Annotated in this window: 30 protein-coding genes and 5 pseudogenes; 17 read left to right on the top strand and 18 right to left on the bottom strand. The window is 69.5% G+C overall.

Going from position 1 to position 26,392, the window contains the following annotated elements:
* The first annotated feature begins 47 nt into the window (after nucleotides 1–47).
* From DLJ53_RS33390 to DLJ53_RS33380, 3 genes are all read left to right on the top strand, one after another.
* Nucleotides 48–980: an SDR family oxidoreductase gene (locus DLJ53_RS33390; RefSeq protein ID WP_111352639.1), complete on the top strand. Its 933-nt coding sequence runs from the start codon at nucleotides 48–50 to the stop codon at nucleotides 978–980.
* A gap of 72 nt (nucleotides 981–1,052) precedes the next feature.
* Nucleotides 1,053–1,697 carry a DedA family protein gene (locus DLJ53_RS33385; RefSeq protein ID WP_111352638.1) on the top strand — a complete coding sequence of 215 codons (645 nt, stop codon included), beginning with the start codon at nucleotides 1,053–1,055 and terminating at the stop codon, nucleotides 1,695–1,697.
* 26 nt (nucleotides 1,698–1,723) lie between these two features.
* Nucleotides 1,724–2,338, top strand: a complete 615-nt coding sequence (locus DLJ53_RS33380) for a class I SAM-dependent methyltransferase (protein WP_111352653.1) — start codon at nucleotides 1,724–1,726, stop codon at nucleotides 2,336–2,338.
* Between the two features lie 108 nt (nucleotides 2,339–2,446).
* On the opposite strand, the gene DLJ53_RS33375 is transcribed toward DLJ53_RS33380, so the two are convergent.
* From DLJ53_RS33375 to DLJ53_RS33365, 3 genes are read right to left on the bottom strand one after another with little or no spacing between them, the layout of a single operon-like run.
* On the bottom strand, nucleotides 2,447–2,959 hold the full coding sequence (locus tag DLJ53_RS33375; protein WP_111352637.1) for a nuclear transport factor 2 family protein: 513 nt from the start codon (nucleotides 2,957–2,959) through the stop codon (nucleotides 2,447–2,449).
* On the bottom strand, nucleotides 2,956–3,249 hold the full coding sequence (locus DLJ53_RS33370) for an Atu4866 domain-containing protein (RefSeq protein ID WP_202913506.1): 294 nt from the start codon (nucleotides 3,247–3,249) through the stop codon (nucleotides 2,956–2,958). Before DLJ53_RS33370 ends, DLJ53_RS33375 begins: the two co-directional genes overlap by 4 nt.
* A gap of 56 nt (nucleotides 3,250–3,305) precedes the next feature.
* The gene (locus DLJ53_RS33365; protein WP_111352652.1) at nucleotides 3,306–4,028 is read right to left on the bottom strand and encodes an SDR family oxidoreductase; all 723 of its coding nucleotides are present in this window, start codon (nucleotides 4,026–4,028) and stop codon (nucleotides 3,306–3,308) included.
* A 201-nt stretch (nucleotides 4,029–4,229) separates the two neighbouring features.
* On the opposite strand from DLJ53_RS33365, the pseudogene DLJ53_RS36285 reads away from it, so the two are divergent.
* From DLJ53_RS36285 to DLJ53_RS33350, 5 genes and pseudogenes are all read left to right on the top strand, one after another.
* Nucleotides 4,230–4,609 (top strand): annotated as a pseudogene (locus tag DLJ53_RS36285) (AraC family transcriptional regulator); the annotation flags it as partial.
* Between the two features lie 153 nt (nucleotides 4,610–4,762).
* Nucleotides 4,763–5,089, top strand: coding sequence for a helix-turn-helix transcriptional regulator (locus DLJ53_RS36580; RefSeq protein ID WP_342353618.1), 327 nt, complete (start codon nucleotides 4,763–4,765; stop codon nucleotides 5,087–5,089).
* 236 nt (nucleotides 5,090–5,325) lie between these two features.
* Nucleotides 5,326–6,813, top strand: a complete 1,488-nt coding sequence (locus DLJ53_RS33355; RefSeq protein ID WP_111352635.1) for an adenylate/guanylate cyclase domain-containing protein — start codon at nucleotides 5,326–5,328, stop codon at nucleotides 6,811–6,813.
* 78 nt (nucleotides 6,814–6,891) lie between these two features.
* Entirely contained in the window at nucleotides 6,892–7,092 is a 201-nt protein-coding gene (locus tag DLJ53_RS36275; RefSeq protein WP_202913499.1) for an alpha/beta hydrolase family protein, read from the top strand.
* 57 nt (nucleotides 7,093–7,149) lie between these two features.
* Nucleotides 7,150–7,833, top strand: a pseudogene (locus tag DLJ53_RS33350) (alpha/beta hydrolase); the annotation flags it as partial.
* Here the strand turns inward: DLJ53_RS33350 and DLJ53_RS33345 are convergent.
* The 5 genes from DLJ53_RS33345 to DLJ53_RS33325 form a co-directional block, all read right to left on the bottom strand.
* Nucleotides 7,830–8,351 carry a DoxX family protein gene (locus tag DLJ53_RS33345; protein ID WP_111352634.1) on the bottom strand — a complete coding sequence of 174 codons (522 nt, stop codon included), beginning with the start codon at nucleotides 8,349–8,351 and terminating at the stop codon, nucleotides 7,830–7,832. The pseudogene DLJ53_RS33350 and the gene DLJ53_RS33345 overlap by 4 nt on opposite strands.
* A gap of 25 nt (nucleotides 8,352–8,376) precedes the next feature.
* Entirely contained in the window at nucleotides 8,377–8,958 is a 582-nt protein-coding gene (locus DLJ53_RS33340) for a dioxygenase family protein (RefSeq protein WP_111352633.1), read from the bottom strand.
* A gap of 134 nt (nucleotides 8,959–9,092) precedes the next feature.
* Nucleotides 9,093–11,261, bottom strand: a complete 2,169-nt coding sequence (locus tag DLJ53_RS33335; RefSeq protein WP_111352632.1) for a xanthine dehydrogenase family protein molybdopterin-binding subunit — start codon at nucleotides 11,259–11,261, stop codon at nucleotides 9,093–9,095.
* Entirely contained in the window at nucleotides 11,261–12,262 is a 1,002-nt protein-coding gene (locus DLJ53_RS33330; protein ID WP_111352631.1) for an FAD binding domain-containing protein, read from the bottom strand. Before DLJ53_RS33330 ends, DLJ53_RS33335 begins: the two co-directional genes overlap by 1 nt.
* On the bottom strand, nucleotides 12,262–12,888 hold the full coding sequence (locus DLJ53_RS33325) for a (2Fe-2S)-binding protein (RefSeq protein ID WP_111352630.1): 627 nt from the start codon (nucleotides 12,886–12,888) through the stop codon (nucleotides 12,262–12,264). The genes DLJ53_RS33330 and DLJ53_RS33325 overlap by 1 nt, the downstream gene beginning before the upstream one ends.
* A gap of 265 nt (nucleotides 12,889–13,153) precedes the next feature.
* On the opposite strand from DLJ53_RS33325, the gene DLJ53_RS35400 reads away from it, so the two are divergent.
* On the top strand, nucleotides 13,154–13,309 hold the full coding sequence (locus DLJ53_RS35400) for a hypothetical protein (protein ID WP_162409809.1): 156 nt from the start codon (nucleotides 13,154–13,156) through the stop codon (nucleotides 13,307–13,309).
* A gap of 321 nt (nucleotides 13,310–13,630) precedes the next feature.
* Here the strand turns inward: DLJ53_RS35400 and DLJ53_RS33320 are convergent, their stop codons facing one another.
* Together DLJ53_RS33320 and DLJ53_RS33315 are read right to left on the bottom strand one after the other, a co-directional pair.
* Nucleotides 13,631–14,440, bottom strand: a complete 810-nt coding sequence (locus DLJ53_RS33320) for a nucleotidyltransferase domain-containing protein (protein WP_111352629.1) — start codon at nucleotides 14,438–14,440, stop codon at nucleotides 13,631–13,633.
* A 100-nt stretch (nucleotides 14,441–14,540) separates the two neighbouring features.
* The gene (locus DLJ53_RS33315) at nucleotides 14,541–15,011 is read right to left on the bottom strand and encodes a PaaI family thioesterase (RefSeq protein ID WP_111352628.1); all 471 of its coding nucleotides are present in this window, start codon (nucleotides 15,009–15,011) and stop codon (nucleotides 14,541–14,543) included.
* Between the two features lie 296 nt (nucleotides 15,012–15,307).
* Between DLJ53_RS33315 and DLJ53_RS33310 the strand changes: the two genes are divergently transcribed.
* Genes DLJ53_RS33310 through DLJ53_RS33300 form a run of 3 tightly spaced genes read left to right on the top strand, consistent with a single transcriptional unit; the run spans nucleotide 15,308 to nucleotide 16,658 of the window.
* Nucleotides 15,308–15,901, top strand: a complete 594-nt coding sequence (locus tag DLJ53_RS33310) for a LysE family translocator (RefSeq protein ID WP_111352627.1) — start codon at nucleotides 15,308–15,310, stop codon at nucleotides 15,899–15,901.
* Nucleotides 15,898–16,290 (top strand): nuclear transport factor 2 family protein, encoded by a 393-nt coding sequence (locus DLJ53_RS33305; protein WP_111352626.1) that lies wholly within the window; start codon nucleotides 15,898–15,900, stop codon nucleotides 16,288–16,290. Before DLJ53_RS33310 ends, DLJ53_RS33305 begins: the two co-directional genes overlap by 4 nt.
* A complete protein-coding gene (locus tag DLJ53_RS33300) occupies nucleotides 16,287–16,658 on the top strand; it encodes a cupin domain-containing protein (RefSeq protein WP_111352625.1) in 372 nt (123 codons plus the stop codon). The genes DLJ53_RS33305 and DLJ53_RS33300 overlap by 4 nt, the downstream gene beginning before the upstream one ends.
* Nucleotides 16,659–16,760: 102 nt before the next feature.
* Here DLJ53_RS33300 and DLJ53_RS33295 read toward each other — a convergent pair.
* From DLJ53_RS33295 to DLJ53_RS33285, 3 genes and pseudogenes are all read right to left on the bottom strand, one after another.
* Nucleotides 16,761–17,921 (bottom strand): annotated as a pseudogene (locus DLJ53_RS33295) (YbfB/YjiJ family MFS transporter).
* A 47-nt stretch (nucleotides 17,922–17,968) separates the two neighbouring features.
* Nucleotides 17,969–18,424: a GNAT family N-acetyltransferase gene (locus tag DLJ53_RS33290; RefSeq protein WP_162409807.1), complete on the bottom strand. Its 456-nt coding sequence runs from the start codon at nucleotides 18,422–18,424 to the stop codon at nucleotides 17,969–17,971.
* A complete protein-coding gene (locus DLJ53_RS33285) occupies nucleotides 18,421–19,530 on the bottom strand; it encodes an alpha/beta hydrolase family protein (protein ID WP_244935225.1) in 1,110 nt (369 codons plus the stop codon). The genes DLJ53_RS33290 and DLJ53_RS33285 overlap by 4 nt, the downstream gene beginning before the upstream one ends.
* A 126-nt stretch (nucleotides 19,531–19,656) precedes the next feature.
* Here DLJ53_RS33285 and DLJ53_RS33280 point away from each other — a divergent pair, with 126 nt between their 5' ends.
* Both DLJ53_RS33280 and DLJ53_RS36475 read left to right on the top strand, forming a co-directional pair.
* A complete protein-coding gene (locus tag DLJ53_RS33280; RefSeq protein WP_244935224.1) occupies nucleotides 19,657–20,046 on the top strand; it encodes a cupin domain-containing protein in 390 nt (129 codons plus the stop codon).
* A complete protein-coding gene (locus tag DLJ53_RS36475; RefSeq protein WP_280525539.1) occupies nucleotides 20,019–20,150 on the top strand; it encodes a hypothetical protein in 132 nt (43 codons plus the stop codon). Before DLJ53_RS33280 ends, DLJ53_RS36475 begins: the two co-directional genes overlap by 28 nt.
* On the opposite strand, the gene DLJ53_RS33275 is transcribed toward DLJ53_RS36475, so the two are convergent.
* Nucleotides 20,129–21,055: a LysR substrate-binding domain-containing protein gene (locus DLJ53_RS33275; protein WP_162409805.1), complete on the bottom strand. Its 927-nt coding sequence runs from the start codon at nucleotides 21,053–21,055 to the stop codon at nucleotides 20,129–20,131. The genes DLJ53_RS36475 and DLJ53_RS33275 overlap by 22 nt on opposite strands.
* Before the next feature lie 275 nt (nucleotides 21,056–21,330).
* Here DLJ53_RS33275 and DLJ53_RS33270 point away from each other — a divergent pair, with 275 nt between their 5' ends.
* A complete protein-coding gene (locus DLJ53_RS33270) occupies nucleotides 21,331–22,140 on the top strand; it encodes an aminotransferase class IV (protein WP_244935223.1) in 810 nt (269 codons plus the stop codon).
* Nucleotides 22,141–22,271: 131 nt separating this feature from the next.
* Complete coding sequence (locus DLJ53_RS33265) at nucleotides 22,272–23,651, top strand: aminotransferase-like domain-containing protein (protein WP_111352621.1); 1,380 nt, start codon at nucleotides 22,272–22,274, stop codon at nucleotides 23,649–23,651.
* 36 nt (nucleotides 23,652–23,687) lie between these two features.
* Here the strand turns inward: DLJ53_RS33265 and DLJ53_RS33260 are convergent, their stop codons facing one another.
* The 3 genes from DLJ53_RS33260 to DLJ53_RS33250 all read right to left on the bottom strand — a co-directional run bounded on the left by DLJ53_RS33260 (nucleotide 23,688) and on the right by DLJ53_RS33250 (nucleotide 25,661).
* Nucleotides 23,688–24,200 (bottom strand): 2'-5' RNA ligase family protein, encoded by a 513-nt coding sequence (locus DLJ53_RS33260; RefSeq protein WP_162409803.1) that lies wholly within the window; start codon nucleotides 24,198–24,200, stop codon nucleotides 23,688–23,690.
* Between the two features lie 59 nt (nucleotides 24,201–24,259).
* A complete protein-coding gene (locus tag DLJ53_RS33255; RefSeq protein WP_244935222.1) occupies nucleotides 24,260–24,976 on the bottom strand; it encodes a sulfite exporter TauE/SafE family protein in 717 nt (238 codons plus the stop codon).
* 145 nt (nucleotides 24,977–25,121) lie between these two features.
* Nucleotides 25,122–25,661, bottom strand: a complete 540-nt coding sequence (locus DLJ53_RS33250; protein ID WP_111352618.1) for an RBBP9/YdeN family alpha/beta hydrolase — start codon at nucleotides 25,659–25,661, stop codon at nucleotides 25,122–25,124.
* Nucleotides 25,662–25,917: 256 nt separating this feature from the next.
* Here DLJ53_RS33250 and DLJ53_RS36270 point away from each other — a divergent pair.
* A pseudogene (locus DLJ53_RS36270) lies at nucleotides 25,918–26,108 on the top strand (IS630 family transposase); the annotation flags it as partial.
* Nucleotides 26,109–26,257: 149 nt separating this feature from the next.
* Here the strand turns inward: DLJ53_RS36270 and DLJ53_RS36265 are convergent.
* Nucleotides 26,258–26,392 (bottom strand): annotated as a pseudogene (locus DLJ53_RS36265) (VapC toxin family PIN domain ribonuclease); the annotation flags it as partial.

The raw sequence follows: 26,392 nt of genomic DNA, 5'->3' as shown, positions 1-26,392 counted from the left end.
CGGAGCCCGGCGGCACGGCTCGTCACGATCGACCACAGGAGCAAACGATGCTGGCACCGACACCGAAAGCGCGATGGACGGCGGCCGACATCCCGTCGCAGCAGGGACGCACGGCCGTCGTCACCGGGACGGGCGGTCTCGGCTATGAGATCGCCCTGGCGCTCGCCCGGGCCGGCGCGGGCGTGATCATCGCCGGCCGCAACCCCGAGAAGGGGGAGGCGGCGGCCCTCCGCATCGCGAAGACCGTCCCCGGCGCGCTCGCCACGTTCGAGGCGCTGGACCTCGCGCGCCTCGAGTCCATCGCCGACTTCGCGTCGCGGATGGCGACGGGTTTCGGCAGCATCGACCTCCTCGTCAACAACGCCGGCGTCATGACGCCGCCGCGCCGGCAGGAGACCGCGGACGGGTTCGAGCTGCAGTTCGGCACCAACTATCTCGGCCACTTCGCCCTCACGGCGCGCCTTCTGCCGCTGCTGCGGGACGGGGCGGGGGCGCGTGTCGTCACCGTGTCGAGCATCGCGGCGCAGGGCGGTACGATGGACCTCGACGATCTCGGCGCGACGTGGTCCTACAGGCCGATGCCGGTCTACGCCCGCTCCAAGCTCGCGTGCCTGATGTTCGCGCGCGAGCTGCAGCGCCGAAGCGAGGCCGGCGGGTGGGGCGTCGCCTCGATGGCCGCGCATCCCGGCATCGCGCGGACCGAGCTTCTCCACAACGCGCCGGGCCGGTGGAGCATGCGCGGGATCGCCCGGTCGGCGCTGTGGTTCCTGTTCCAGCCCGTGGACCAGGGCGCGCTGCCGATGCTCTACGCCGGAACGGCGCCGCAGGCCGTTCCCGGCGTCTACTACGGCCCGGACCGCATGAGGGAGACGCGCGGGCACCCCGCGCCTGCCAAGGTGCCGCCCGCGACGGACGATCCGGCAACGAACGCGCGGCTGTGGGAGATCTCCGAGGCGATGACGGGCGCTGGATTCCCATGACCGGCGTCCCGCAGGCCCGCCCGGTCGCCATCCCGTCCTCCCCGAAGAGGGCCGGCGCGAAAAGGTCCGGCCGTGGAGTTTGATCCGCTCGGCGCCGGCATGTCCCTCGTAAGCGGCCATGGGCTCGCCGGCGTCTTCGCCCTGGCGCTGGCGGAGCGCATCGTCCCGATCATCCCGTCCTACGGGCTTCTCTTGGCGCTCGGCATCATGGCGGCGGACGGCGCGTTCGGCCTTCCCGCCGCCGTCACTGCGGCTACGCTCGGCAGCGTCACCGGCTGCGCCGCGGTCTTCTGCGGCGTCGGCAGGCTGGGGGAGGCGCGATCCACCCGGTTGGTCATGAGGTGCGGACGCTCGTGCGGCCTCTCCGCCGAGCGGATCGACCGCGGGATCGAGGCGGTCCGACGGCGGCAGACCATTCTGGCGTTCGCCCTTCAGCTCGTTCCGACCGTGCGTCTGTTCGCGCCGGCCTTCGCGGCGCTGGTCGGCGCGCGCCCGCGCGGCGTCCTCGCCGCGTCCGCCCTCGGTATCGCGGTCTGGAACGCCATGTTTATCGCCATCGGCTTCGGCGCGGCGCGGTGGGGCGAGCCGACGAACATGACGACGCTCACCCTCGCCGCGCTCGGCGCCCTCCTCGCCGTGGAGGGCGGGTTGTTCTGGACCTTGCGCAAGATCCGCACGGGGAGGGGCCGACCCGACGCGTCCTCCGCGCCGTGCTGACCGCCCTCCAGCAAAAACGGGGCACCATGACCGACGACACCGTCGCCGACGCGTTCGGCTTCTTCCGCGCCTGGCTGAAAGATCCGCTCATGGTCGCGGCCGTCGCACCGTCGGGGCGGGCACTCGCCAGCCTCATCACGTCCGAGATCTCGGACGAGACCGGGCCGGTGATCGAGCTCGGCCCGGGCACGGGCGTCTTCACGCGGGCGCTGATCGCCCGCGGCGTCCGGCAGGAGGACCTCGCCCTCGTGGAGCTCGGCTCGGAGTTCGCGATCGCGCTGCAACTGCGCTATTCCGCCGCGCGAACGCTCTGGATGGACGCGGCGCGACTTTGCGAGGTCGAGCTGTTCGATGGCGCGCCCGCCGGTGCGGTCGTGAGCGGACTGCCGCTCCTGTCGATGAAGGCGGGCAAGGTGCTCAGGGTCCTCACCGGCGCCTTCGACAAGCTGGAGCCGGACGGCGCCTTCTATCAGTTCACCTATGGCCTCCGGTGCCCGGTCGGGCCGCCGCTCCTCGCCGAGGTGGGGCTGAGGGCCGAGCGGATCGGCGGCACGCTCGCCAACCTCCCCCCGGCCTCGGTCTACCGGCTGACTCGACTGCATGGCGACCCTCCGGCCCATCGCCTGCGCCACGTGTCGTGACGATGAACCGCGCTGCCGACTGCGGCGTGGCGGGGCCGGCGGGGCGATGCTGGTGGCGCGGCGCGCTCGACCCGTCCCGCCGACGGGATCGTCCTGGACTCTGAAATCTCAGTCCAGCGGCTCGTTGTTCTCCACCACGGTCCGGTACGCGGCGAGGTCGAGGAACGCCTCGGCGCGGGTCACCTTGCCGTCCTCCAGCGTGAAGATCCAGACGAACTCGTTATGGTAGGGCGCGCCGGAGGTGGTGGTGGTGCTGCCGGAGAAGCGTACGACGACGGTGTCGTCCTCCGCCCAGATCCGATGCACCTCGGGCCGGATGGGGGCGACGAGCCGCGAGACGAGCGGGACCGACGCACGCTCCACGAAGTCCTCGCGGCCGACGTATGTGCCGGCGACGGGATCGGAGCCATGGATCGTCCACACGACGTCCTCGGAGAGCACACGGGCGAAGACGTTCTCGCCCCTCGCCCACGCTTCGTAAGCCTCCCGGACGATACGCCGGTTGTCCTCCGCCGTCTGCGCTTGCGCGGAGAGCGGCGCCGTGAGGAGAGAGGCGAGCAGGGCGGCGACCGCGACAAGGGGCGCCCGCCGGCGGCGGATCAGGGACCGCGCGAGGGTCATCGTGCGGTCTCCTCGCGGTACATGATCATCCCGCCGTGATGCAGCACCCCGTCGACGAACGTTCCGTCGGCAGTGAAGCCGGTGTCGTCCCAGTACTGGATCTGGTTGCCGTCGATCTCGTAGCGGCCGGTGTAGGCGCTCTGCCGTGTGCCTCGGGTCTCGTCGTAGCGGCCGTTCGGTAGGAGCTCCTGGCGGACGTGCCCGTCCTCGGTCACCCACATGCCGACATAGGGATGGTCTGTCATCGCCGTCTCCGTTTCGCTCGCCTGTGCCGTTCCCGCGATCGTCATGAGGACCGCGGCCGTCAGCGTTCTGCGCAGCTTCGTCGTGTTGGTGCTCCCGCTCATCAGTGTGCCGCCGCCGTGGGGCGGATGGTGATTTCGTTGGTGTCGACGTCCGCCGGTGCCTCGACGACGTGGCGCACGGCCTTCGCGATCGCGTCCGGCTGAAGGGCGATGGCACGCCACGTCTTCATCGCCTCGGCCACCGCTTCGTCCGTGATCGAATCGGCGAGCTCCGATTCCACGACGCCCGGGTTCACGTTCGTGACGCGGATGTGATCGCTCTCCTGACGCAGCCCGTCGGAGATCGCGCGCACGGCGAACTTCGTGGCGCAGTAGACCGCCGAGTTCGGCCATACGGCGAGGGCGCCGATCGAGGCGATGTTGACGATCTGGCCGAAGCCCTGGCGGTTCATTGCCGGCAGGACGGCCGCGATCCCCCACAGGACGCCCTTCACGTTGACGTCGATCATCCGCTCCCACTCGTCGACCTTCAGCGCGGCGAGCGGCGACAGCGGCATGACGCCGGCGTTGTTCACGAGGACGTCGATCCGGCCCCACTCGTCGAGGGCGCGGTTCGCGAACGCCTGCACGGCGTCGCGGTCGGTGACGTCGAGCGGGGCGGCGAGCGCCGTTCCGCCGGCCTCGTTGATCCGGGCGGCGAGGGCGTCCAGCCGGTCGGTCCGCCGGGCCCCCAGCATGACCTTCGCGCCGGCGGCGCCGAGTTCGGACGCGATCGCCGCGCCGATCCCGCTGCTGGCACCGGTCACGAGGATGACTTTGTCGATACGCTCCATTCGGATCCTTTCCCTGCCGCTTTCATGGCGGTCGGGGTCTGACGTGGCCACCGGGCGCCGGTGCCGATAGAACGGAGATGCGATAGTCTTGCACGATCGTCCAAACGCGCCATTTTCAGGCTCGTGCAACAGATCCAGGACCTCGCCGCGCTGATCGCACGCCACCAGCAGCAGGACGGCGCCCGCGAGACGATGCTGCCGGTCGTCGGGCTCATCCGGCTGTCCGAGCGCAGCGAGCGAGCCGATACGACCTATCCGCCCTCGTGCTGTCTGATCGGTCAGGGTCGCAAGAACGTGCGCATCGCGGGTCGCGACCTCGTGTACGATCCGGGACACTACCTCGTCGTCGGGCTGGAGTTGCCGGCACTCGGCGCGGTCGTCGAGGTCAGCCGCGAGGAGCCCTATCTCTGCCTCAAGGTCGAGCTCGATCGCGCTGTCATCTCGGATCTGGTGGCAGGCCGCGACGCGCCCCAGCGCCGCATGCCACCGCGGTCGCCGAGGTGACGCCGAGCCTCGTCGACACGGCGGTCCGCCTCGTGCGGCTGCTCGACGACCCCGACGAGGCCGCGGCGCTGGCGCCGCTGGTGCTGCGCGAGTTCCATTACAGGCTCCTGAACGGGCCGCAGGGCGCGCTCGTCCATGCGATCGCGGCGCCGGGCAGTCGCGTCTCGCGCATCGCGAAGGCCGTGGACCATCTGACGCGGCACTTCCGCGACGAACTCGACATGGGCGAGCTGGCCGCGCTCACGGGCATGAGCCGCTCGTCGTTCTTCGCCCACTTCCGCGCGGTCACCGCGATGACGCCGCTCCAATATGGAACCCGGCTGCGCCTTCAGGAGGCGCACCGTCTGATGCTGGCCGAGGGTATGCTCGCGCGCGAAGCGGGATTTGCGGTCGGCTTCAATTCCCCCTCGCAGTTCAGCCGCGAATACGCCCGCACGTTCGGCCGTCCGCCCAAGGCCGACGTCGCCCGGCTGATGCCGGAGCGGCGCCCCGCCGGCTGGTGCGGCGAGCGGGACGGCCTCGGCCGCCGCGGTGACGTCACCGTGTGACCGCGGCGGGCGACCTTCGCCGCACCTTGCGCCGCCGAAGTTGTCCGATCGTCCGAAAGGCTGTCCTCAGGGTCCAAATCGTTCCTTCGGATCGGTGCGCGGCGTTGCGGGGACCGGCCGCGGGAATACATCGCCCGGAGCGGCAAACCGGCATCGCGATCCCGAGTGCGACGGGCCGTCTGCACGTCCCGCGGCGCGAGGCGGACGGACCGGCCGCTGCAGTGCCAGGAGTCTCCATGCCGAACGCTCACGCCTCGGACGTCGCCGCCGGGCCCGCAACGGATCTTATCGAGACGGATTTCCCGTCCCTTGCGCGCCGCCCTGCGCCCCGTCCCACAGGGGCGGCCAACCCCTATCCGCTGCTGCGGCGCTTCCTCGTCGTGGTGCTGCCGGTCCTGGCGCTCGCCCTGACGGGCCTTCTCATCGCCTCCGTCCACGCCCTGTCGACGATCGCCGAGCGCGTTTACGAGGCCGACGCGGCGGGACGGCACGTCTCGATGGCCGCCATCGTCGGCACCGCGGCGCCGGACGCGCTGGAGGCGATCGCGGGCGGCCGCTTCCCGGAGCCGGCCGACGCCGCCCGGACGCAGGCGCTCCTCGCCGAGAAGGCCGAGATGTTCTCCCTGACCTGCGTCGCCCTCATCGCCCCGGCGGGAACCGCTTACGTCAACGAGGGACCGGCCTGCCCCGCGCTCGGCCGCGAACGGCGCAAGGACATCGTCGCCTACATCGCCGATCAGCTTTCGACGCCCGATGCGCGGCTCTTCAAGGCGATCGAGCAGCCGATCCCCGCCTGGCTCGTCGCCAGCGTGGTGCCGGGGGCGGGTGGCCCGGTCGTGATCGCGACGCTCCAGGCGTCCACCCCGCTCGACGAGGTGATCGGCGCCAGCATCATGAGCTGGATCGGCGGCCTCGGCCTCGCCCTCGTCGTCGCCGTCGGGATCGCGCTGTTCCTTGTGGCGCAGACGCAGAACGAGATCGACCGGCGCTCCGAGACGCTGAGCTCCGCGCGCGACCGGATCGCGCGGTTCGTGTCGCGTCATGTGCGCACCTCGGCACTCGCTCCTGAGCGGGCGCGGCGTTCCGACTGCACGGTCCTCTTCATGGACATCCGCGACTTCTCGAGCTTCGCCGAGACGGCCTCGCCGGACGCGACGGCCGCGCTCGTGACGACCATCGCCGGGATTGGCTTCGCCGCGGTCGAGGCGCACGGCGGCGACGTCGACCGGCTGATCGGGGACGGCCTTATAGCCCGCTTCGACGGGCCGGACCGCATCGACCGCGCCTTCGACGCCGCCGCCGAGATCCTGCGCCGGACCGCTGCGGCGCGGACGGCGCGTGGTGTCGGGATCGGCCTGATGGACGGCGAAGTGGTTGAGGCGACGATCGCCGTCGGCGACCGTGCGGACGCGACGATCCTCGGGCGTACCGTCAACGTGTGTGCCCGCCTTTGCGGCACGGCGAGGGCGGGGGAGATCGTCGCGTCGGTGGCGCTCGTGCCGCCCTCGACGTGCCGGCTCGTCGACGCGGGAACCGAAACTCTCACCCTGAAGGGACATCGCGATCCCGTCTCGGCCCGCCGGCTGCGGCTGACCTTCGGAGCACCCACAGGGCGCATGCCGGCGGCCGCCCACGAGGCGCCGTCCCGTGGGCGGCCTCTCCGAGCCGGCGCCGGCGTCGCGATCACGGGCCGTGCCGTCGAAACGCTCCCGCGCGAGGTTTGACGGCGACGGCCGCGGAACCCTTGGGGCGGCGGCGCGCCAAGCACGATGACTCAGGGCACCGATCACAAAGGACCATGGATGGAACGGGTCTCGTTCAAGAACAGAGACATCGACGTCGCGGCGACACTTCACGTTCCGGACGGGTTCGACGAGACCGGACGCCACCCCGCCCTCGTGATCGCGACGCCCGGAAGCAGCGTGAAGGAGCAGATCGGCGCGAACTACGCGGCGCGTCTCGCCGCGCGCGGGTTTATCGCGCTGACGTTCGACCCGTCCTAACAGGGCGAGAGCGGCGGCGAGCCGCGGGACCTCGAAGACCCGGCCGTCCGTGTCGAGGATATCCGCTGCGCGGCCGACTTTCTGGTGACGCTGCCCTTCGTCGACGAGGAGCGCCTCGGCCTCCTCGGCATCTGCGCGGGCGGCGGCTACGCGATCGGCGCCGCGTTGACCGATCATCGCTTCAAGGCGCTGGGCACGGTCGTCGCCACCGACATCGGCCACGCGTTTCGCACCATGCAGCCGCGCGAGGCGCTCCTCGGAACGCTAGGGGAGCTCGGCCGGCAACGCACCGCCGAAGCCCGCGGCGCCGCGGCGCGGCGTGATCCGTGGATTCCGGACAGTCTCAAGGCGGCGCAGGACGCCGGGATCGACGACGGGGAGCTTCTGGAGGCGATCGCGTTCTACCGCGAGTCCAAGTACCGGCACCCGAATTCGAGCAACCGTCTGCTTTTCCGCAGCTACGCCCACATCCTGGCGTTCGACGCGTTCGCCCTGGTGCCGGAGCTTCTGGTTCAACCGCTTCTCGCGATTGTCGGCGGGCGGCGGGGAAAAACCGGCCAATACGAGGCCGGCCATCGTTTGGTGGAGCTGTCCCCGGCACGCGACAAGGACGTCTTCGTCATCGAAGGCGCCGGCCACTACGACCTCTACCACAGGGCCGAATATGTCGACCCGGCCGTCGAACGGCTCGCCTCGTTCTTCGCGAGGCACCTCGGGACACTTGCGGCCGGGCGGTCCTAGAGTTCGATGCCGAGGCGGCGGTCGAGCGAGTAAGGGCCGCCGCCTCGGATCGCGATGGCGAGCGCTACGAAGCCGAGCATGATCGGATACTCGATGTCCCGGTCGATCCAGGGATAGGTCGGGCCGATCGCGAGGCAGATCGCTGCCATCTGGACGGCGAGCATCGGCGCGAACACGCGCGTCGCGAGGCCGAGCGCGACGGCGAGACCGCCAAAGGTCTCCAGCAGCGCGACCACCATCGCGAGCTGCGGGGCGAACGGCAAGCTGAGCACGTTGCCGATGAGGTTGGTCGAGCCCGCCATCGGGTCGGCCATTGAGCCGTGCGGGATCCCGAGCATCTTCGGGATGCCGTGGGTGATGATGGTCAGGCCGAACGCGGCCCTCAGGAGCGCGTAGCTCACGCCTTCGAACCGGTCGTAGAAGTCCCGCAGCGCCGGTATGATCAGGCGTGGCTGGCGGGCGACGGTGACGTCGAGCCGGGACGCGGGGGTACCGGAGATCTCGGTCTCGGTCGTCATGTGTGTCTCCTGTCGTCGAAGAAGGTCAAGCAAGGACGAAATCGAAGCGGCCGCGGCGGGTGCCGCTCTCGCGCGACACCGTGAGGACGAGGCGCGGGTCGAACTGCGGGTCGCGGTCGTGGCCGGGGTCGCCGGGGAAGAAGACCTGGGTGGTGAGCACCGCTCCGCCCGGCCGCTGCACGCGGAAATGGATGTGCATGCTGCGGAAGGTGTAGGGCGCCGGGACGATGGTCGCGAAGGCCCAGCGGCCGCCCTCGTCGGTGTACTGGTGGCCGCGCAGATGGTTGCCGCTCGTGTCGTAACGTCCGCTGTCGTCCGCCTGCCAGAGGTCGACGAGGGCGCGGGCGACGGGGCGGCAATCGCGCCCCAGCACCCTGCCGCCGACGAAGAGCGGCGTTCCCTCCGCCCGGCCCCCGGTGACGTCCGCCCGCTCCGGGCTTCCCGGACGGAAGTAGGGGCCCCTGGTGGCGGTGGGCGTCGGTTCGCCGTCATCGGCGCAGGAGGGTGTGGGATCGAGCCGGACGGGCTCTCCCAGCGCGGCCACCGGTGTGGCGGACAGGCCGGCTCCCGCGGCGAGGACGTGCAGGATCTCGCGACGCGACTGCATGGAACGCGCTCCTTTCACAATGGGCGGGGCCTCTCACGATGGACGGGTGCCACCGCCGGTGGATCCGGCCGCGCGTGGCCCCGAAGGTGAGGCTGGGCGGGGCGCCGGTCGGGGTGGTCGGGCCGCCCGGACCGTCAGAGAAGATCCTCGATGCGGATCGGCAGATGCCGTACGCGCCGCCCGGTCGCGTGGTGGACGGCGTTGGCGACCGCCGCCGCGGCGCCGACCATCGCGACCTCGCCGACGCCGCGCACGCCAGAGGCGTTGAGCATAGGGTCGGGGACGTCGAGGAGCTCAACGGTGATGTCGCCGATGTCGGCGTTCACCGGCACCACGTAGTCGGCGAGGTCGGCATTGAGGACGAAGCCGGTGGCGGGGTCGATCTCGGCCGCCTCCCGGAGCGCCGCGCCGATGCCCCAGACGACGCCGCCTTGGACCTGGCTCGTCGCGGTGCGGCGGTTCATCACCCGCCCGCAGTCCGCCACCGAGACGACGCGCGGCACGCGGATCCGCCGGGTCGACGGTTCGACGCGGACCTCGACGAAGTGCGCGATCCACGAGAACGACACGAAGTCCGGGTATTCCGGTCCGACGACCGCCACACCGCCCCGGCGCAGCGTTTCGAGCGCCTCGGGCCCCTGGCTGGTCCCCAGATGCTCGACCTCCACCTCCAGCACCGGCCGCTTGAGCGCCATCAGCCGCTGGTGGACGCTCTCCCCGGGGCTGAGCGCGCCGCCGAGATCGGTCAGCGCCGCGATGAACTTCTCGGCGACCGCGCGTATCGCAGACGCCGCGCCGGCGGCGCCCCACGAGCCCGCGGTGTGGTGCTGCTGGACCGCGGAGGTGTCGCCGCAGCGGATCTCGAGCCGGTCGGCGTCGATCGACAAAAGCTCCATCAGCTCCGCGCCCGCGACGCTGCGGAAGCCCTGGCCCATCTCGTGGCCCGACAGCGACAGCCGCGTGACCCCGTTCGCCTGCACGCGCAGCCGCGCAACGCAGGGGAACATCGACCCCTTGTAGATGCCGGCGGCGACGCCCCAGCCGATCAGCGAGCCGTCGCCCGCCACCATCGAGCCCGGCTCGGCGCTTCGGTCGTCCCAGCCGAACAGCTTGGCGCCGCGCGAGAGACACTGGCCAAGGGTGCGGCTCGAGAAGGGTTTTCCGGTGACGGGATCGCGCGCGGCGTCGTTGGCGAGGCGCAGCGCGACCGGGTCCATGCCGAGGCCGCCCGCCAGCTCGTCGACGGCGCATTCGAGCGCGAAGCTGCCGGGGTGCTCGTGCGGGGCGCGCATGTGACCGGGCGGACTGGTGTCGATCCGCACCAGCCGCTCGCGCCCGCGGTAGGCGGGGATGCCGTAATGCCGGCTCGTCGCCTCGTGGTAGCCGGTGCGGAAGAAGTGGTCGTAGCGCGCGTTCTCCTGCTCGGTATCGTAGAGCACCGCTGCGATGCGCCCGTCCCGCGAGGCACCGAGACGGATATGGTGGCGGCTCGCCGGGCGGTGCGAGGCGGTGTGGAAGAGTTGTGCACGCGGCATCACCAGCTTGACCGGCCGGCCCAGCATCATGGCCGCGCGCGAGACCAGCACAGACTGGAGCTGAAGGACGTTCTTCTGCCCGAACCCGCCGCCGCAGTAGGGGCTCAAGACATCGACCGCGCCGGGGTCGAGGCCGAGCGCCCCGGCGGTGGCAGCCCGCATCGAGTTGGAGTTCTGCGTCCCCTCCCGCACGACGAGGCGGCCGTCCTCGAAGTGCGCCGTGGTCGAGATCATCTCGATCGGGTTGTGGTGGTTCTGCGCGAGGCGGTACTCGGCCTCCACCGTCATCTCCGAGGTGGCGAAGGCTGCGGCGGCGTCGCCCGCCTCGATGGTCGTCTCGAACGGCTGAGGCTCGGCGCCCGGGTCGTCCATCGTCGCGGTGAAGGACGCCGCGTCATAGGTGACGTCGACGAGGCGGGCGGCCTCGCTCGCCGCCTCCAGCGTCTCGGCGACGACGAGCGCGACCGGCTGGCCGCGGAAGACGACGTCGGGCCCCGTCATCGGCTGGAAGCCGGGCTGGTTGCCGCCGAGTGTCGCCGGTGTCACGCGGATGCCGGAGAAATCTTCGTGCGTGAAGACGCGAACCACGCCCGGCACCGCCACGGCGGCCGCGGTGTCGATCGCCGTGATGCGGCCCCTGGCGATCCGCGCGGGGGTCGTCATCGCGTGGAGGAGGCCGGGTAGTGGGACGTCGGCCGCGAAGATGGGACGGCCGAGAACTTTTTCGCGCGCGTCGATGCGCAGGCGGTCCTTCGTGGGGGTCAGCATCACAGGGTCCTCCCGGCGGCGATCATGACGGCATCGGCGACGGTTTCGGCGCCGAGGGGGATCTTGAAGGCGTTGTGGCGGCCCGACCGGGCATCCGCGAACGCGGCGCGGCCGGCCTCCAGCGCGCGATCGCGCGTCAGCGTGGCTCCGGCGAGCACGGCCTCGGCCGCACGGGCGCGCCAGGGAACCGTCGCGACGCCGCCGAGCGCGATGCGGGCCTCGGCGACCGTGTTGCCGTCCATCTCCAGCGCCACCGCGGCGGAGGCCAGCGCGAAGGCGTAGCTCTCGCGCTCGCGCACCTTGTGGTAGGTCGAGCGGCGCCCGGCCGCCGTCGCGGGCACGGTGATCGCGGTGACGATCTCCCCCGGCCGCAGCGTGAATTCCAGATGCGGCGTCTCGCCGGGGAGGCGGTAGAGGTCGGCGACGGGGAACGTTCGCGCCCCCTCCGGCCCCTCGACCTCCACCGATGCATCCAGCGCGACGAGGGCGACCGGCCAATCGCCCGGCGAGACGGCGGTGCAGGCGTCCGACTGGCCGAGCACCGCCTGTCCCCGGTCGAGCCCGCCGATCGCGGCGCAGCCCGAGCCGGGCTCGCGCTTGTTGCACGGGTAGAGCCCGCCCGCGCCGTGGCGGAAGTACAGGCACCGGGTGCGCTGCAGCAGGTTGCCGCCGACGGTCGCCATGTTGCGCAGCTGCTGCGAGGCGGCCTTCCAAAGTGCCTCGGCGAGCACCGGATACTCGCCCGCGACGACCGGATCGGCCGCGACGTCCGCCATCGGCGCTCCGCCGCCGAAGCGCAGCGTATCGCCGGCGGTGTCGATCCGGTCGAGCCCGGCGATGGCGCCGACGTCGACGAGGTGCGCCGGGGTGTCGACGCCGAGCTTCATGAGGTCGTAGAGCGTCGTGCCGCCGGCGATATAGCGGGCGCGCTCTCCGGCCTCGGCGAAGGCGGCGATGGCCGCGGGGACGCTCGTGGGGCGGGTGTAGGTGAAGGGCTCCATCAGCCGCGCTCCATCTCGGCGGCGGCGTCCTGAATCGCGGCGACGATGCCGACGTAGGCGCCACAGCGGCAGATGTTGCCGCTCATATATTCGCGGATGCGCTCCGGCGAGGTGGCGTTGCCCTCGGCGACGCAGGCGACCGCGGCCATGATCTGGCCCGGAGTGCAGTAGCCGCACTGGAGCGCGTCGTGGTCGATGAACGCCTGCTGCATCGGGTGCAGTGTCTCGCCGTCGGACAGGCCCTCGATGGTGGTCACCTCGCGCCCGTCCACCTTGGCGGCCAGCGTCAGACATGAGGCGACGCGCCGGCCGTCGACATGCACGGTGCACGCGCCGCACTGGCCGTGATCGCAGCCCTTTTTGGCGCCGGTCAGGGCGAGTCGCTCGCGTAGGAGGTCGAGGAGCGAGGCGCGCGTATCCACGGCGATGCTCTTGGGCTCGCCGTTGATCACGACGTTGATTGTTGTCGTCTCTCCGGGCTCGGGAGAGACGCCGGGCACGAGGGCGGTGTCCGTCTGGGCGGACGCAGCGGGTGCGAGAACCGCCGCGGCGGCCGTGGCCGTTCCGGCGCGCAAGGTCTCGCGCCGCGTCATGGAGAACACCGCCTTGCGGTCGTCGTCGTGCATGAAGACCTCGCTACAGTTCAAGCGAGCGCGCCCTCCGACGTGTTCGAGAAAGGCACCGTCCGCTGACATGTCCAAGAGTGAGGTCGCCTCCGTTATTCCGCCATGCCGATTTGCGGAAACTCATCATCCACATCATGGATAACGTCGGATGGGGAGGCCGCGAGGACGCTCGAGCAGAATTTCCGGACGATCGGCTTCAACCTTCTGGAGGTCCTGCCGTTTTCTCGTCACCTCGAACGTTGGTCAGACGGCGAGGCTGCTCGGCATGAGCCAGGTGGCGACGTTTCGCGCGCTCGCCTCCCCGCGCGAACTCTTCGACGATCGCTTCTTCGTGACGAGCAGCTCGAAAATGAAGCCAACTCCTCGCGCACTGGAGCTGCGCGAACCGCTGGAGACCGTGCTGTTATACCGGCGCGCCTAATTCATGACCCGTTCGATCCATGGTTGAAGGCAGAGGGATCGCAGTCGGCCGGTGTCGTCGACGAGGATGCGGTGGGCCTTACTGCGCAGTTTTCCGGTGTGAACAGCAATCTGTTGGAGGGATCGGCGTCCGCAAACCGTAGCCCAGCGTACGCCGAACGCGTCGATCGGCGCCCAGCCAGCGAACACCGCCTTGCCACGACGTCCCTCGATCTGTCCGCCCCCTCTCGCCAGCCAGCGCAGCCGCGGAGGCGCGGGTCGCCTCGGGAAAGCCGGGTGGCGCTCGAAACCGGCGCGGGCGCGCATTTGACGGCATCCCGCGTCAGGCGCGTGCATAGGGCGGCTCTATCGAAAGCGTGTCGTGGAGCCGCTTCCAGGTGGCCGTTTCGAAGCGCTCCGGCCAGTCGACACCCCATATACGGGCGAGCCGGCGGGCGCGGGGGAGGTAGGCTGCGGCATAGGCGAGGTGCGCGGTAATCATTCCCTCGCGCGTTGCGACCGGGAGCGGCAATGCCTGCAGCAGGGCCTTTTGCTCGTCGGATATCAACCTGTTTAGGTGCAACGCACCACCCCTCTCTGGCGCGCCCGTCTCCTCCACCAGAAGCTCGATGAGGAGATTGCGCAGATGGAAGATCCCGGTGACCCCGTTGATGTACTCTTCTCGGCCCGCTGCCACCGAAACAAGTCCCAGAACCCGGATGAACTCTTCGAACTGATATCTCGCAAGGCGAGGATCCGCACCCGTTCGCCCTGCGGGCGTCACCACTTTGTCGGAGATCTCGTCACGATCGATTAAGGGCTGAAGCGGGCTCCTCGGCTGCGAGCTTATCTGCTCGGGCGTAACGATCGTGACGTCGATCCGCAGCCAATCATCCGTAATCGCATTAATCAGAGCGGCCTGGGGACGACGATCCCGCCAGAAGACGATTTCGCCCGTGCGCACCACCGCGCCGCGCCATGTCTCGACGACATGATCCGAGGGACCGCCTGGTGACACCACCACGAAATCCAAGTCGCTGTAATCGTCCTGCGTCCCCGTGGCGTAGCTACCGCTCAAGAAGAGGGCGGCGACGGCGTCCTCCTCGCGCAACGCAGCGGCAATGGTGTCGATTGCTTGGGCCGAGTCCAACATGCTCCCCTATCGTCAGATCCCACCGTTCCTTGGTGTCGGTGAGATCTGCCAGACGGAATGTTCCGGGATGAACGGCGTGCCTCTCCGCAGGTGATGGCGATCAACGCGGGCCGGCCGGCGTATCCCGCCGTCCTTCCAGGCAGATCAGCGTCTGCTGCGCGAGGGCGACGAGGACCCTCTCGTCGTCCCGCTCCGCGAACACCTCGATCTGGCAGACGGTGAGTGTTCGACCGGCCTTGATCACGGTTCCGCGCGCCTCGAGGGCTTCCCCATATGCCGGATTGAGGAGGTTAATCTTCAACTCCACGGTCAGAACGGAGCTTGCCGCCGGAAAGGTCGTATATGCCGCGTATCCGCCCGCCGAATCCGCGATCGCCGACGTGCCGCCGGCATGGAAGTATCCATGCTGCTGCGACAGCTCCGCCCGGAACGGCATCCGGATGGAAACGAGACCGTGCCGGACTTCGTGCAACGTCGCGCCGAGATGAGCCATGAGCCCCTGTCGCCCGAAGCTATCGCGAATGCGCCGCTCGGTCTCACCGTCGATCGGACCGCCGATCTCAGCCTTCATGATCCCCTCCCGGGGCGTGTTCTCTGCCGCGAAGACTAAGTCGCTCGATCCCGCACAAGGAGTGAGAAACCTTTGCGCCGAACTGAGGAAATCTCGCCCACGCCTTCGCCGCATCCACGCCCGCGCCGAGGTAGCCGCCGGCCCTGATCGGTGCCGGCGCGAGGCGGAGACCCGGCCGCATCGTGCAGACCATCTCAGGTCTGGCTGACGAATTCTCAAGCGCAATCGCGTCCCGCCCATGCCCATTATGGAGCGGCCCCATCGTGCTCGGGCGGGGGCCGAAGAGGGCCTGTGGGATGGATCTCGGATCGCTGGCCGCGCTCGCGCTCTACACCGTGGTGATGTCGATCACGCCCGGCCCGAACAACGTGATGCTCACGACGTCCGGCCTCGCCTTCGGAATGCGGCGCACGTGGCCCCACCTCCTCGGGATTCCCTTCGGCGTCACCGTCCAACTCGTGACGGTCGGAACGGGTCTCGGCGCCGTTTTCGCGTTCGAGCCCCGGATCCAGCTCGGCCTCAAGCTGGTCGGCACGCTCTATCTCCTGTGGCTCGCGGGGAAATTGTGGCGCGCGGCGGAGCTCCGGGATGCCCCGCTCGCGCGCCCGATCGGCTTCGGGGAAGCGGCGGTGTTTCAGTTCGTCAATCCCAAGGCCTGGCTGATCGCCGTCACCGTCGTCGCGTCCTTCCTCGCTCCGGGAGAGGGCTACACGGTCCGCCTCGCGCTCGTCTGCGCGGTGTTCACGGTCGTCGGCCTGCCGTGCATGGCCGTCTGGGCCGCCTTCGGCGCGGGCCTTCGCAAGATGCTTCGCGATCCGGAGAAACTTCGTTTCCTCAACCGGGCGATGGCCGCTCTCGCGGCCCTGACAGCAGGACTCTTCTGGATATGACGCACCTGTCGCGAAAACACCTCGAAGACCACGCCGCGGCGTGGATCTACGCCTGGAATCGCCATGACGTCGGAGCGGTGATCGCGCCATTCAGCGACGACGCGACATTCGTCAGCCCGCTGGCCGCGACCCTCACCGGCAGCGCCACCGTCGAAGGCCGCGCCGCGCTCCTGGCGTACTGGACGACCGCCCTTGCCCGAGTGCCGCACCTGCGGTTCCACCTCGTATCGGCGGTCTGCGACCCTGCCGCCCAGACCGTCGTCGTTCACTACGTCTCACACGCGGGCGGACGCACGGTCCGTTCCCCCGAGCTGATGCGCTTTCGCGGCGGACGGCTGATCTACGGAGAAGCGTTCCATGAGGCGCCGGCCGATCAGGCGAACGCATGAAGCCGGTCGAGGGAGGCGAACAGAACGTCTATTCATGGGGCGAGGCGTGCACCGGCTGGAGGCTGCTGGAGCTCGATCATCTGCAGGTGCGGCACGAGGCGATGCCCCCCGGGACGGCTGAAGAGCCGCACATGCACCGCCGTGCGCATCAGTTCTTCTATGTCCTGGCGGGGCGGATGACGGTCCGAACGCCCGACGGGGTGTCCCGCGTGGCGCCGGGGCAAGGCATCCATGTGCCGGCGGGCCAGCCTCACTGGGTGCGCAACGAGGATGTGGTGAACCTGCGATTTCTCCTCTGCTCGAGCCCCACCACGACCGGCGATCGCTTGACCGTGACGACGAGCGACTGGACGGCGGCCGTCATCTGAGACCGGCGCGCCCAATCCTTCACGCGTCGCGGAGGGCGTCACCGGCGCGGCATCGACGATCGAAAACGTGCGACGGTACGATCCGCCCGATGGGCGGCCTCGTCATCTCCCGCGGACAGGCCCCGACCTGGATCCCTCAATCCCGATATCGGACTGGATGGCGCCCGAAAGAGCGCCGGGGACGAGCAGGAACATCGAGACCCAGAGGCCGCCGGAGAGGCTCTGCAAGGCGTCGTTAAGGAAGCCGATCGCAACCGGGCCGAGCATCTGGCCGGCACCGAAGGTGACGGTCAGCGTGCCGATTGCGCCGGCCCAGCCCTCCGGCGAGACGTTGCGGCGCACGAAGACCGTCGTCGACGCGACCACCGCGAAGAACGCACTGCCGAACAACGCGGCCGAGGCCAGCAGGACGGGCGTCGCGTCCGACAGGAGCGGGAGCGCGGCCCCCAGTGCGGTGATCCCCATCAGGACCGCAAAAGCATGACAATGAAAAAGCCGCCGCTGTGCTTTGGCATAGACCCAGGGCGAAGTCATCGCGGCGACACCGATCATGACCCAGAACAGGGCCTGAAAAGACGCGTCCCGGCCGCTGTTTTGAACCCAGGCGATCATGAAGGTCATGTAGGCGATGTAGCCGGCGCCGAAGAGAAGATAGCCGCTGAGAAGCCAGCCGATGCTGCGAAGGCGCAGCATGTTTCGACGAGGACGCAGGTCGGCCGAGCCCTCGCCACGCGCGACTTGCAGCACGATCGCCAACGGAAAGGAGCAGATGGTGAGTGCCGCCCATGCCCTTGCCCACGAACCCGGCCCGGACCAGGCAAGGACGAAGGGGACGGTGAGGCCGGACAGCACGATGCCGAGGCCCGGACCTGCATAGAAGAGCCCGAGCATCAGCGAGGCGCGTGCCGGATTGCGCTGGGCGAGGCCGCTCGCGAGGACACCGCCCGACACGAACGTGAAGCCCGCACCGATCCCAGCCAGCAGCCGCGCCGCGTTGAGTGGTACGGGATGGCGAACCAGCGCATACACGAGGAGCGCCAGCATACACGCCTACGCACCGGCGGCCAGGACACGGAAAGTGCCGATCGCCGAAATCGCCCGCGCGGCGAGCAACGCACCGAGGAGATAGCCGGCGGCGTTGGACGTGTTCATCCATCCGGCCTGCGCGTAGGACCAGCCGAGATCGGAGCGCATGTCCGGCAGGATCAGCGCGTAGGCGAAGCGAGCGATGCCGAGACCGATGGCCGGCGCCAGCGCGAGCACAGCCACGATTGCCAGATCGTTTCGGGGACGTGCTGCGGGCCGCTGCGTCATGGCCGGGACACGAGGTCGATCTGATAGGTCCTGGTGGGACGAGGCGTGGCGAGTCTCTCATAGAGCCGGGCCGCTCGTTGATTGTCCAACCCGGTTTCCCATTGCACACGATCCCACCCAGACCGCCTGCCGACATCGGCGAGGTGGCCGATCAGCGCCGTCGCCGCGCCCTGGCCTCGTGCGTGGGGGGCCACCCACAGATCTTCGAGGGTACAGACCATCCTCAGCGAGAAGGTGCGCGGGTGGAGGATCGTATGGGCCAGCCCGACGGCTCCGGTATCGCCCAAAGCCAACCATGCCTGCATGGGGAACTGCGGGTCGAGGATCCTTCGCCAGATCCCGGCTACAACCTCTGCGGTCATCAGGTCGGCGCGGAAATGGGCACAACAGGCGCACCAGAGAGCTTCCCACCCGGCCCGATCGTCACGGGTGGCCAGTCTGATCGTCGTCATCGCCCGGCCTGCCGCGGCAGCATCTCGGCCACCATCCGCCCGGGTGCATCGGGGGCGATCTCGCCATTGCGGAGCCATAGCTGCGCCAGCGGCCACAGGCTGTCCTTGAAGCGGTCGTGGAAGAAGGCGAAGTGGCCGATCGACGGGGCGCCGATGTCGGACGGTGCGATCCGCCGATGTCGCCTGAGGCTCGCCGTGAAATAAGCCAGCAGCCGGTCGACCGCAGCGGGCGTCCCGTGGGTGTCGTCGCCGACACCGATCGCCAGGATCGGCGCCGTCACTTCGGCGAAACGCCGGACGAGGAGTTCGGACTCGCGCTCGCCGGCGATGAAACTGCCGCGGCGCACCGTGTCCTCGAAACGCGCCGTCATGCGGCTCCAGTCGCGGACGACGCCCGCGGGGGTGTCCTCCATCCAACCGAGCCGCTTGGCGGGGAAGTAGCCGAATATCTGCGTCAAAGCGGGCATGGCGACATGCCACTTCCACAGCATCCGGTAACGCCGCGCCGCACCGTAGTCGCGCCAATGCGCGAACTGCGCCCCCACGGTGAGGATGCGCTCGATCTTTCGGTTCGACGGGGCGAGGCCGAGGGCGAACCCGCCGATCGAATGGGCGACCACGTGGATCGGCGCCCCTCGAAACTCGGCCACGGCATAGCGAAGCGCCGCCTCGAGATCGTGTTCGCCCCAATCCACCCAGTCGGCCCTGAAGCCGCGCAGCGACACGGGGCGGGACTCGCCGATGCCGCGGTAATCGAACGTGACGACGTCGAAGCCCTTGGCGAACAGGTCGTCCGCGAAGCGCGCATAATACCGGCACCGGACCGATGTCGCCGGCGCGATCACCACCACCGGCCGCGCGGTCTCGCCGTGGCGCCACACGAAGCCGCCCAGAGGGACGCCATCCGGGGCGCAGAGGCGCAAGGGGGCCGCGCTGCGGCGACGGTCTGTCCGGCCCGGCGGCCGCGTACCCGTGGTCTGGTTCGTCACGCCTCCCCTCCGATCGGGTTGCTCGCGTCGGTGCGCAATACGCGGACGAGACGGGGCGGGTGTCGAATGAGCATCCCTCGCGCTGGCGTGAGGAGCGTTCATTTGTGCGTCGAACATCCCTCGACTTCCCTGCCCGGCGGGCCGGGTCCGGTTCGGGGGAGCCCTTGCCCGGCCGAGGCCGGCGGATCCGTCGTCCCCCGCGCGAAGGTTCGGCTCGACGTACACACAGTGAGGCGAAGACCTATGAAACCCGTCGTCCGGCTCCAGTCCCTCCCGCTCGTCACTCACTCACACGGCGACCGCTTCGAGGCGCGCATGGCGGCCGTGGGCGCGCCCGCCGGGGCGCGGCGTCTGGGATCGCGCTATGTGGAAGTGCCGCCCGGGAAGATGGCCTGGCCCTACCATGCGCATCACGCGAACGACGAGATGTTCGTGATCCTCCAGGGGGAAGGAGTGCTCCGCCGTGGAGGGCAGGAGTATGCGATCGGCTTCGGCGACGTCGTGGTCTGCCCTGCCGGCGGGGCGGAGACGGCGCACCAGATCCGCGCCGTCGGTGCCGTGCCGCTCCGCTACCTCGCCTCAGCAGCATGCACGAGCCGGACGTCATGGAATATCCCGACAGCGGCAAGATGACGGTCTTCGCCGGCTCGCCGCCGGGCGGCGACAAGGCCGCGCGGCGGGTGGAACTCACCGTCCTGACCGGGAGCGGCGTCGACTACTGGCACGGCGAGAGCTGAGCCGGGGCAGGCCGCGGACCGGCCGCCGTCGCGGCTTCATTCAGCATCCAGGCCCTGAGGTTCCTGACCCGGCGATCACGGGCCAGCGCCGCTGGATAGCAAAGATAGTATCCGGCGTCGGCGGGAACGCGATGATCGAGCAGGGTGACCAGACGCCGCTCCGCGATATCGCATTGCGCGATCTCCTCGCCCGCGAACGTCAGCCCCGCGCCGTCGATCGCGGCCTTCAGCCCCAGGCCCGCGGAATCGACGATGGTGATCGCCGCCGGCGTGATCGGACCGCCGGGCAACGTGGCGTTCCAGCGAGTGAAGTCGTCGCGCCGGTGCTGCGACAGGAAGAGGTTGGTCTGCGAGATCGCCTTGCGCAGCGCCGCATCGTCCCTCCCCGCCCAACTCGGATGGCCGAGGAGCGTCACGTGCTCCTCGAACAGGAGCTCGGCGATGACGCCCGGCCATTCACCGCGCCCCTGCCGAACCGATGCATCGGCGACCCCCGCGCCGAGATCGACGACCGTCTGGGTCGTGGAGATCAGGAGTTCGTATCCCGCGCGCGCGAAGGGGTAGGCGCCGAGCCGCGGCGACAGCCAGTGGGCGGCGAACGTCGGCAACATCGACAGGCGCAGCGGGCCGAGCTTGCGTTCGCTCTTCAGGCTGGCGACGGCCTCGATGATCCGTGTGAAGCCTTCGGTCAGGGCGGGGGCCAAGGTCTGGCCGGTCTCGGTGAGTTCCAGGCGAGAACCGGCGCGCCGCATCAGGTCCACCTCCAGGAGCTGCTCCAGGATGCGCAGCTGATGGCTGACGGCCGAGGGTGTGACGCCGATCTCCGCCGCCGCCTGCTTGATCGACAGATGGCGTGCGGCCGCCTCGAACGCTCTCAAGGCATTGAGCGGCGCGGCGAGGTGCATGGGTTCGGTCATTCGAACGTCCGTTTGCGCGTGCCTGTTTCCGGTCCGACCCCCGTCGCCCCATGCGCGGGACGGAACCTCAGGCGAGGATGACGAGATCTCACTCGCACTCGCTGACGGGTGCGCGCGAAAGTGCGGTCCGTCAGCCATCTCCACCAGCCGAAAGCGACGCCGCCATGCTTTCCTTCGACGACCGCGCCGGATTGATCTGGCTCGACGGTGCTCTGGTCCCGTGGGCCGAGGCCCGGCTTCACGTTCTCACCCACGCGCTCCACATGGGCGGCGCCGTCTTCGAGGGAATGCGCGCCTATGACGGCCGGATCTTCCTCGGCGAGGCCCATCTGGAGCGCCTCGCCCAGTCCGCTGAGTGGGTCGGCTATGGCCTGCCGCGCGCGAAGCTGGAGCTCACCAAAGCCGTGGAGGCCGTGCTGTGGGCCAACGCGCTGCATGACGCCTACGTCCGGCCCGTCGCGTGGCGCGGCAGCGAAAGCGCCTCCGTCGCCGCGCGCGGGGCGAGCGTCCATATCGCCATCGCGGCATGGGATTGGCCCACCCCCGCCGCGCTCGGCCGCAGCCATGCCGGCATCCGTCTTCAGCTCGCCACCTGGCGCCGGCCCCGGCCGGACACCGCTCCGACCGCCTCGAAATGCTCCGGCCTCTACATGATCGGAACGCTCGCCCGCCACGCTGCGCTCGATGCGGGGTTCGACGACGCCTTGATGCTCGACGCCCACGACCATGTGGCCGAAACCACCTCGACGAACGTCGTTCTCGTGAAGGGCGAGACGCTGATCTCGCCCGTCGCGGATTGCTTCCTCGACGGCATCACCGAACGCCACGTCTTCGCCCTCGCGTCCCGGCGCGGCCTCGCGGTCGAGGAGCGGAGGGTAAGATTGGAGGATCTTCGTCGAGCCGACGAGGTCTTCGTCGCCGGCACGTCGGTGGAGATCCAGCCCGTGGTGGAGTTGATGGAGGGCGAGCGCCGGTCGCGGTGGCCGGTCGGGCCGATCACGCGGGCCCTCATCGCCGATTTTCAGGCTTCGGTCCGCGAAAGGCGCGCGGTCGGCGCTCGAGCCCTCGTTTGACCGCGCGTCCATGCGGCCGATCAATCGTCGTCTGTCCATTCGAGGATACCTGCACCGTTCCCTCGAACGTATTGGACGCGACACTTCGCTCAAAATACAAAAGCGTCACGTGACACTATCGAGTCTGGTGAATGCGCATCCAATCGCCCTGGCGGCCGCGCCTCTCGGGGGACCATACCTCGCCCCTCGACGCCCTCGTGGCGGCACTGGCGCAGGACATTCTCGCCGGCCGGCTGGAGAGCGGCGACCGCCTGCCGGCCCACCGCGATCTGGCCTGGCGGCTCGGCATCGCCATCGGAACTGTGACCAAGGCCTACGGCGTTTTGGAGCGGCGCGGGCTCGTCCGATCAGTGAAAGGTCGCGGCACCTTCGTCGCCGCCGCGGCGAGGCGGTCGGGGGATCTCATCGACCTGTCGCGCAATGCGCCGCCGGCCGCCCTCGGCGAGCGAACCCTCGCGAAGACGCTCGCCGCCGTCGCCAGGAAGGCCGACGCGGGCCTTTTCAACGCCTATCCCCCACTCGCCGGGCACACGCGCTTCAGAACCGAAGTCGCCCGATGGTTCCGTCGCTCGGGCATGAACGCCGACCCCGCCCGTCTTCTCCTGACGAACGGGGCGCAACATGGCCTCGCCGTCAGCCTCGCCACCTTGTGCGGTCCGGGCGGGACGGTGTTCGCAGAGACGCAGACCTACCCTGGCATCATCGGCCTCGCCCGCCATCTCGGCCTGAAGCTCGTTCCCGTGGCGATGGACGGGGAGGGGATGCTCCCCTGCGCACTCGATCGGGCGCTGGCGGACCGGCGCGAGGACCGCGCCGCGGTCTGCCTGACCCCGACGATGCACAACCCGACGACGGGGACGATGAGCATGGCGCGGCGGCAGGAGATCGTCGCGGTTTGCCGCACGCACGACCGCTTCATCGTCGAGGACGACGTCTATGCGCTCTATGCGGGCGCCGCGCGTCCGCCGCTGGCCGTCCTCGCCCCGGAGAGGGTGTTTTATGTCAACAGCCTGTCGAAGACGCTCAATCCCTCGCTGCGGATCGGCGGCATCGTGGTGCCACAATCGATGGTCGACCGCGCCGAAGCGGCGGTTCACGCGGGCGGACTGCTGGTGTCAACCTTGAGCTGCGCGGTGATGGAGCAGTGGGTGGCGGACGGCACCGCCGACATCATCGGCGCGGCCATTCGCGAGGAGGCGCGCCGCCGCCGCGCCCTCTGCGCCAGCCTTCTGGGTGATGCGATGCGCCGCTGCGACCACGACGGATACCACGTCTGGCTTCCGCTCCCGCGCAAGGACGCGGAGCATCTGGAGCTCGCAGCCCGGTCCCACGCGATCCACGTCACGCCGCCGTCCGCCACCCGCACGGACCCGGAGGATCCCACCTCGGGCGTCAGGCTCTGCATCGGCGCGCCGACGCTGGAGGATCTGGACGGCGCGCTTCGCGCGATACGCTCGATCCTCGACGCGATGGCGGCGGAGAGGCCCGCCCATCACGCGCATCTTCGCTAGACTAGCGCCGGCGCCACGTCGCGAAATGCCACGCCGTCACGCCGAAAACGGGATCGTCCTCACCGTCTCGAGCGCGCCGCCGGTGATCTGGACCACGTCGATGGCGTCCACCACGGCGCGAACGGGAAAGGCTCCGATCGACGCGGGATCGAGGTGTTCCAGCCTCTCCCTCGCGGCGTTCGTGGCGATGGTCATGTGCGGACGATACTCGGCGTCGCCCTCGCGATGCAGGCCACGATAAAGCCTTCGGTGCAGCGCGACGAGGGCGCCGCTGCCGGTCGAGCAGAGCATGAATATCTTGTGGGTCTTCTCGTAGGGGTCGTCGCCGATCTCGACGTGATCGAAGGCGATGTCCATCGGGGGCGTCTGCGCGGCGGCCCTGCCGCAGCTGTCGCAAACACCGTCGGCGTCCGCCTCGGACAGGGCGAAGACCAGCGTGACGTGCGGCCCGACCAATCGCGCCCGCTCCGGCTCGTGCAGTGCGCGAAAGCGATCGATGGAGCGGGCCATCGTCTCAGCGAACTTCGGGAACGCCAGCACGTAGAGCATCGGGGATATTCGGCCTTGCAGGGGCGAGAGGGAAACGGCGCTCCCCCTGCCCGGGGCGTCTAGAGATACATGACGGTCAGCGCGAGCCCGACCGCGATGACGGCGCCGCGCAGGACCGAGGGACTGACCCATCGGGCGAGCCGCGCGCCGAGATAGCCACCGGCGATCGCACCGGCGAGCACCGCGGCACCCGGCCCCCACGCGATCATGCCGACCACGACGAAGGTCGCCACGGCGAGGCTCGACACGATCGTCGCGAAGGCGTTCTTGACGGCGTTCGCTTCGTTCACGTCGTCGAGCCCGACGAGCGTCAGGACCGCCATCAGGAGGATGCCGAGCGCGGCGCCGAAATAGCCGCCATAGACCGCGACCGCGAAATCGCAGGCGAACGCCGCCCATCGCGGCACCTCGCCGGACCGGCGGGCGATCATCCAGGCCCGCAGTCTCGGACCGGCCGCGAACAGCAGTGTCGCTGTCAGCAGCAGCCACGGGATCAGCTGGCGAAACAGCCCGTTCCCGGTCACGGCGAGCAGCCCCGCGCCCACGGTCGCCCCCAGCACGAAGGCCGGTGCGCTCGACGTCAGCCGCCCCGCCTGACGGCGCAATTCCTTTCGATAGCCGAGGAGGCTCGCCGCATGACCGGGCCAGATGGAGATCGCGCAAGTGGCATTCGCCGTGACCGGCGGCACACCGACGGCGAGCAGCGCCGGAAACGTGAAGAAGGTTCCCCCTCCCGCGATCGCATTGCATGCACCGCCCACGATGCCCGCCGCCACGAGGAGGACGATGTCGAGAAGGTCCATCGCTCAGTCCCACCACCGGCTTGTCGGTCCGCCAGAGGTCGGCGTCTGCGGCGCGGTCGCCGTCCGACCCGGCTGCCTGGCGGTGACGGACGCGGCTCGCGCGCCGGTGTCGCGCACCTCAGCCTCCGAGCCCGGCACGAAACGCGTCGAGGAGCCTGCGCCCCTCCTCCCATCGCCCGAGGCCGCTCGCCCCGTTGATGTGCCCGTGCGGCCCGATCACGACGATCCCGGCATTCCACTCGCGCGCACGGCGGTGTGCGTGCTCGCTCGAGCCGTAAGGGTCGTCGGAGCTGGCGACGATCAGCGCAGGAAACGGCAAAGCGCGCGAGGGAACGTCGCGGAACGTGGTGGCCTCCTCGGGAAATGCGGGACCATGCGGATCGGGCACGGCGACGAGGAAGGCCCCCCGAACCGCACCCGCGATGCGCGCCGCGGCATGGACGACGAGCAGGCAGGCGAGGCTGTGGGCCACGAGCACGGCCCGCTGGTCCGTCCGGGCGATCGCCGCCTCGAGCGCATCGCGCCAGTCTGTGAGGTCCGGACGATCCCAGTCCGCAGGTCTGAACCTGACGAACGACGGGTCGTCGGCCTCCCAGCGGGTCTGCCAATGGGTCTCCCCCGAACCGCCGATCCCGGGAAGCACGATGGTTTCGGGCATTCGCTCTCCGCTCATCTCAGTGGCGCCGTGGGGTCGGGCAGGCTGCTACCCATCCGTTTTGAAGACAGCTCTTCGTCCTCATGCCGCGGAACCTTGGCGATGGGAAAGTGAGCTGATCTCACTCCAAGGCCAGGATCGCTCAGGTGGCCGACGGCTCAGTCAAAGGTGGTGGCCTCGCTGGCGCCGGAGCGGCGCGGCGCGCGAAGGATCCGATGTGCCATCCCTGCCAATCCGTCCCAAAAGGCGCGACCAGTCCTACAGCCCCGACTTCAATCCCATCGAGATGGCCGTCGCCAAGATCAAGGCGCTTGTGAACGCACCGTCGCCGGCCTGTGGGAGCGCATCGGCGACCTCCTCGACCTCGTCGCACCTGCCGAGGTCCGCGCCTACTTCACCGCCGCAGGATATGACCCGGATTGTGCGCGAAGTACTCTACCGTCCTGCTGAGTCCAGTTAGTCAGCTTTGAATTTCGACGAATGCCAAACCGATAGTGCCGATAGCGCCGGTAAGCATATGATAATATGCTTTATCCATCAGTGATGTAGGCCGAAATCGCGGCTTGCAAGCGCGAAACGGCTAGCCGGTTTGGCTCCCGCTATCGCCAAGGATCCAAAATCGTGACGTCCGTGGGCTCGAAGTCCTTGCGGTTGCGGGTGACCACGGTGAGGCCATGGACGAGGGCGGTTGCCGCGATCAACGCGTCGCGTTCGGATCGAGGATCCGGAACGTG

It is taken from the genome of Acuticoccus sediminis (assembly GCF_003258595.1).
GTDB classification, from domain to species: Bacteria; Pseudomonadota; Alphaproteobacteria; order Rhizobiales; family Amorphaceae; genus Acuticoccus; species Acuticoccus sediminis.
The sequence above is the reverse complement of the archived record's forward strand: the minus strand, read 5'-3'. Positions and strand labels throughout refer to the sequence as shown.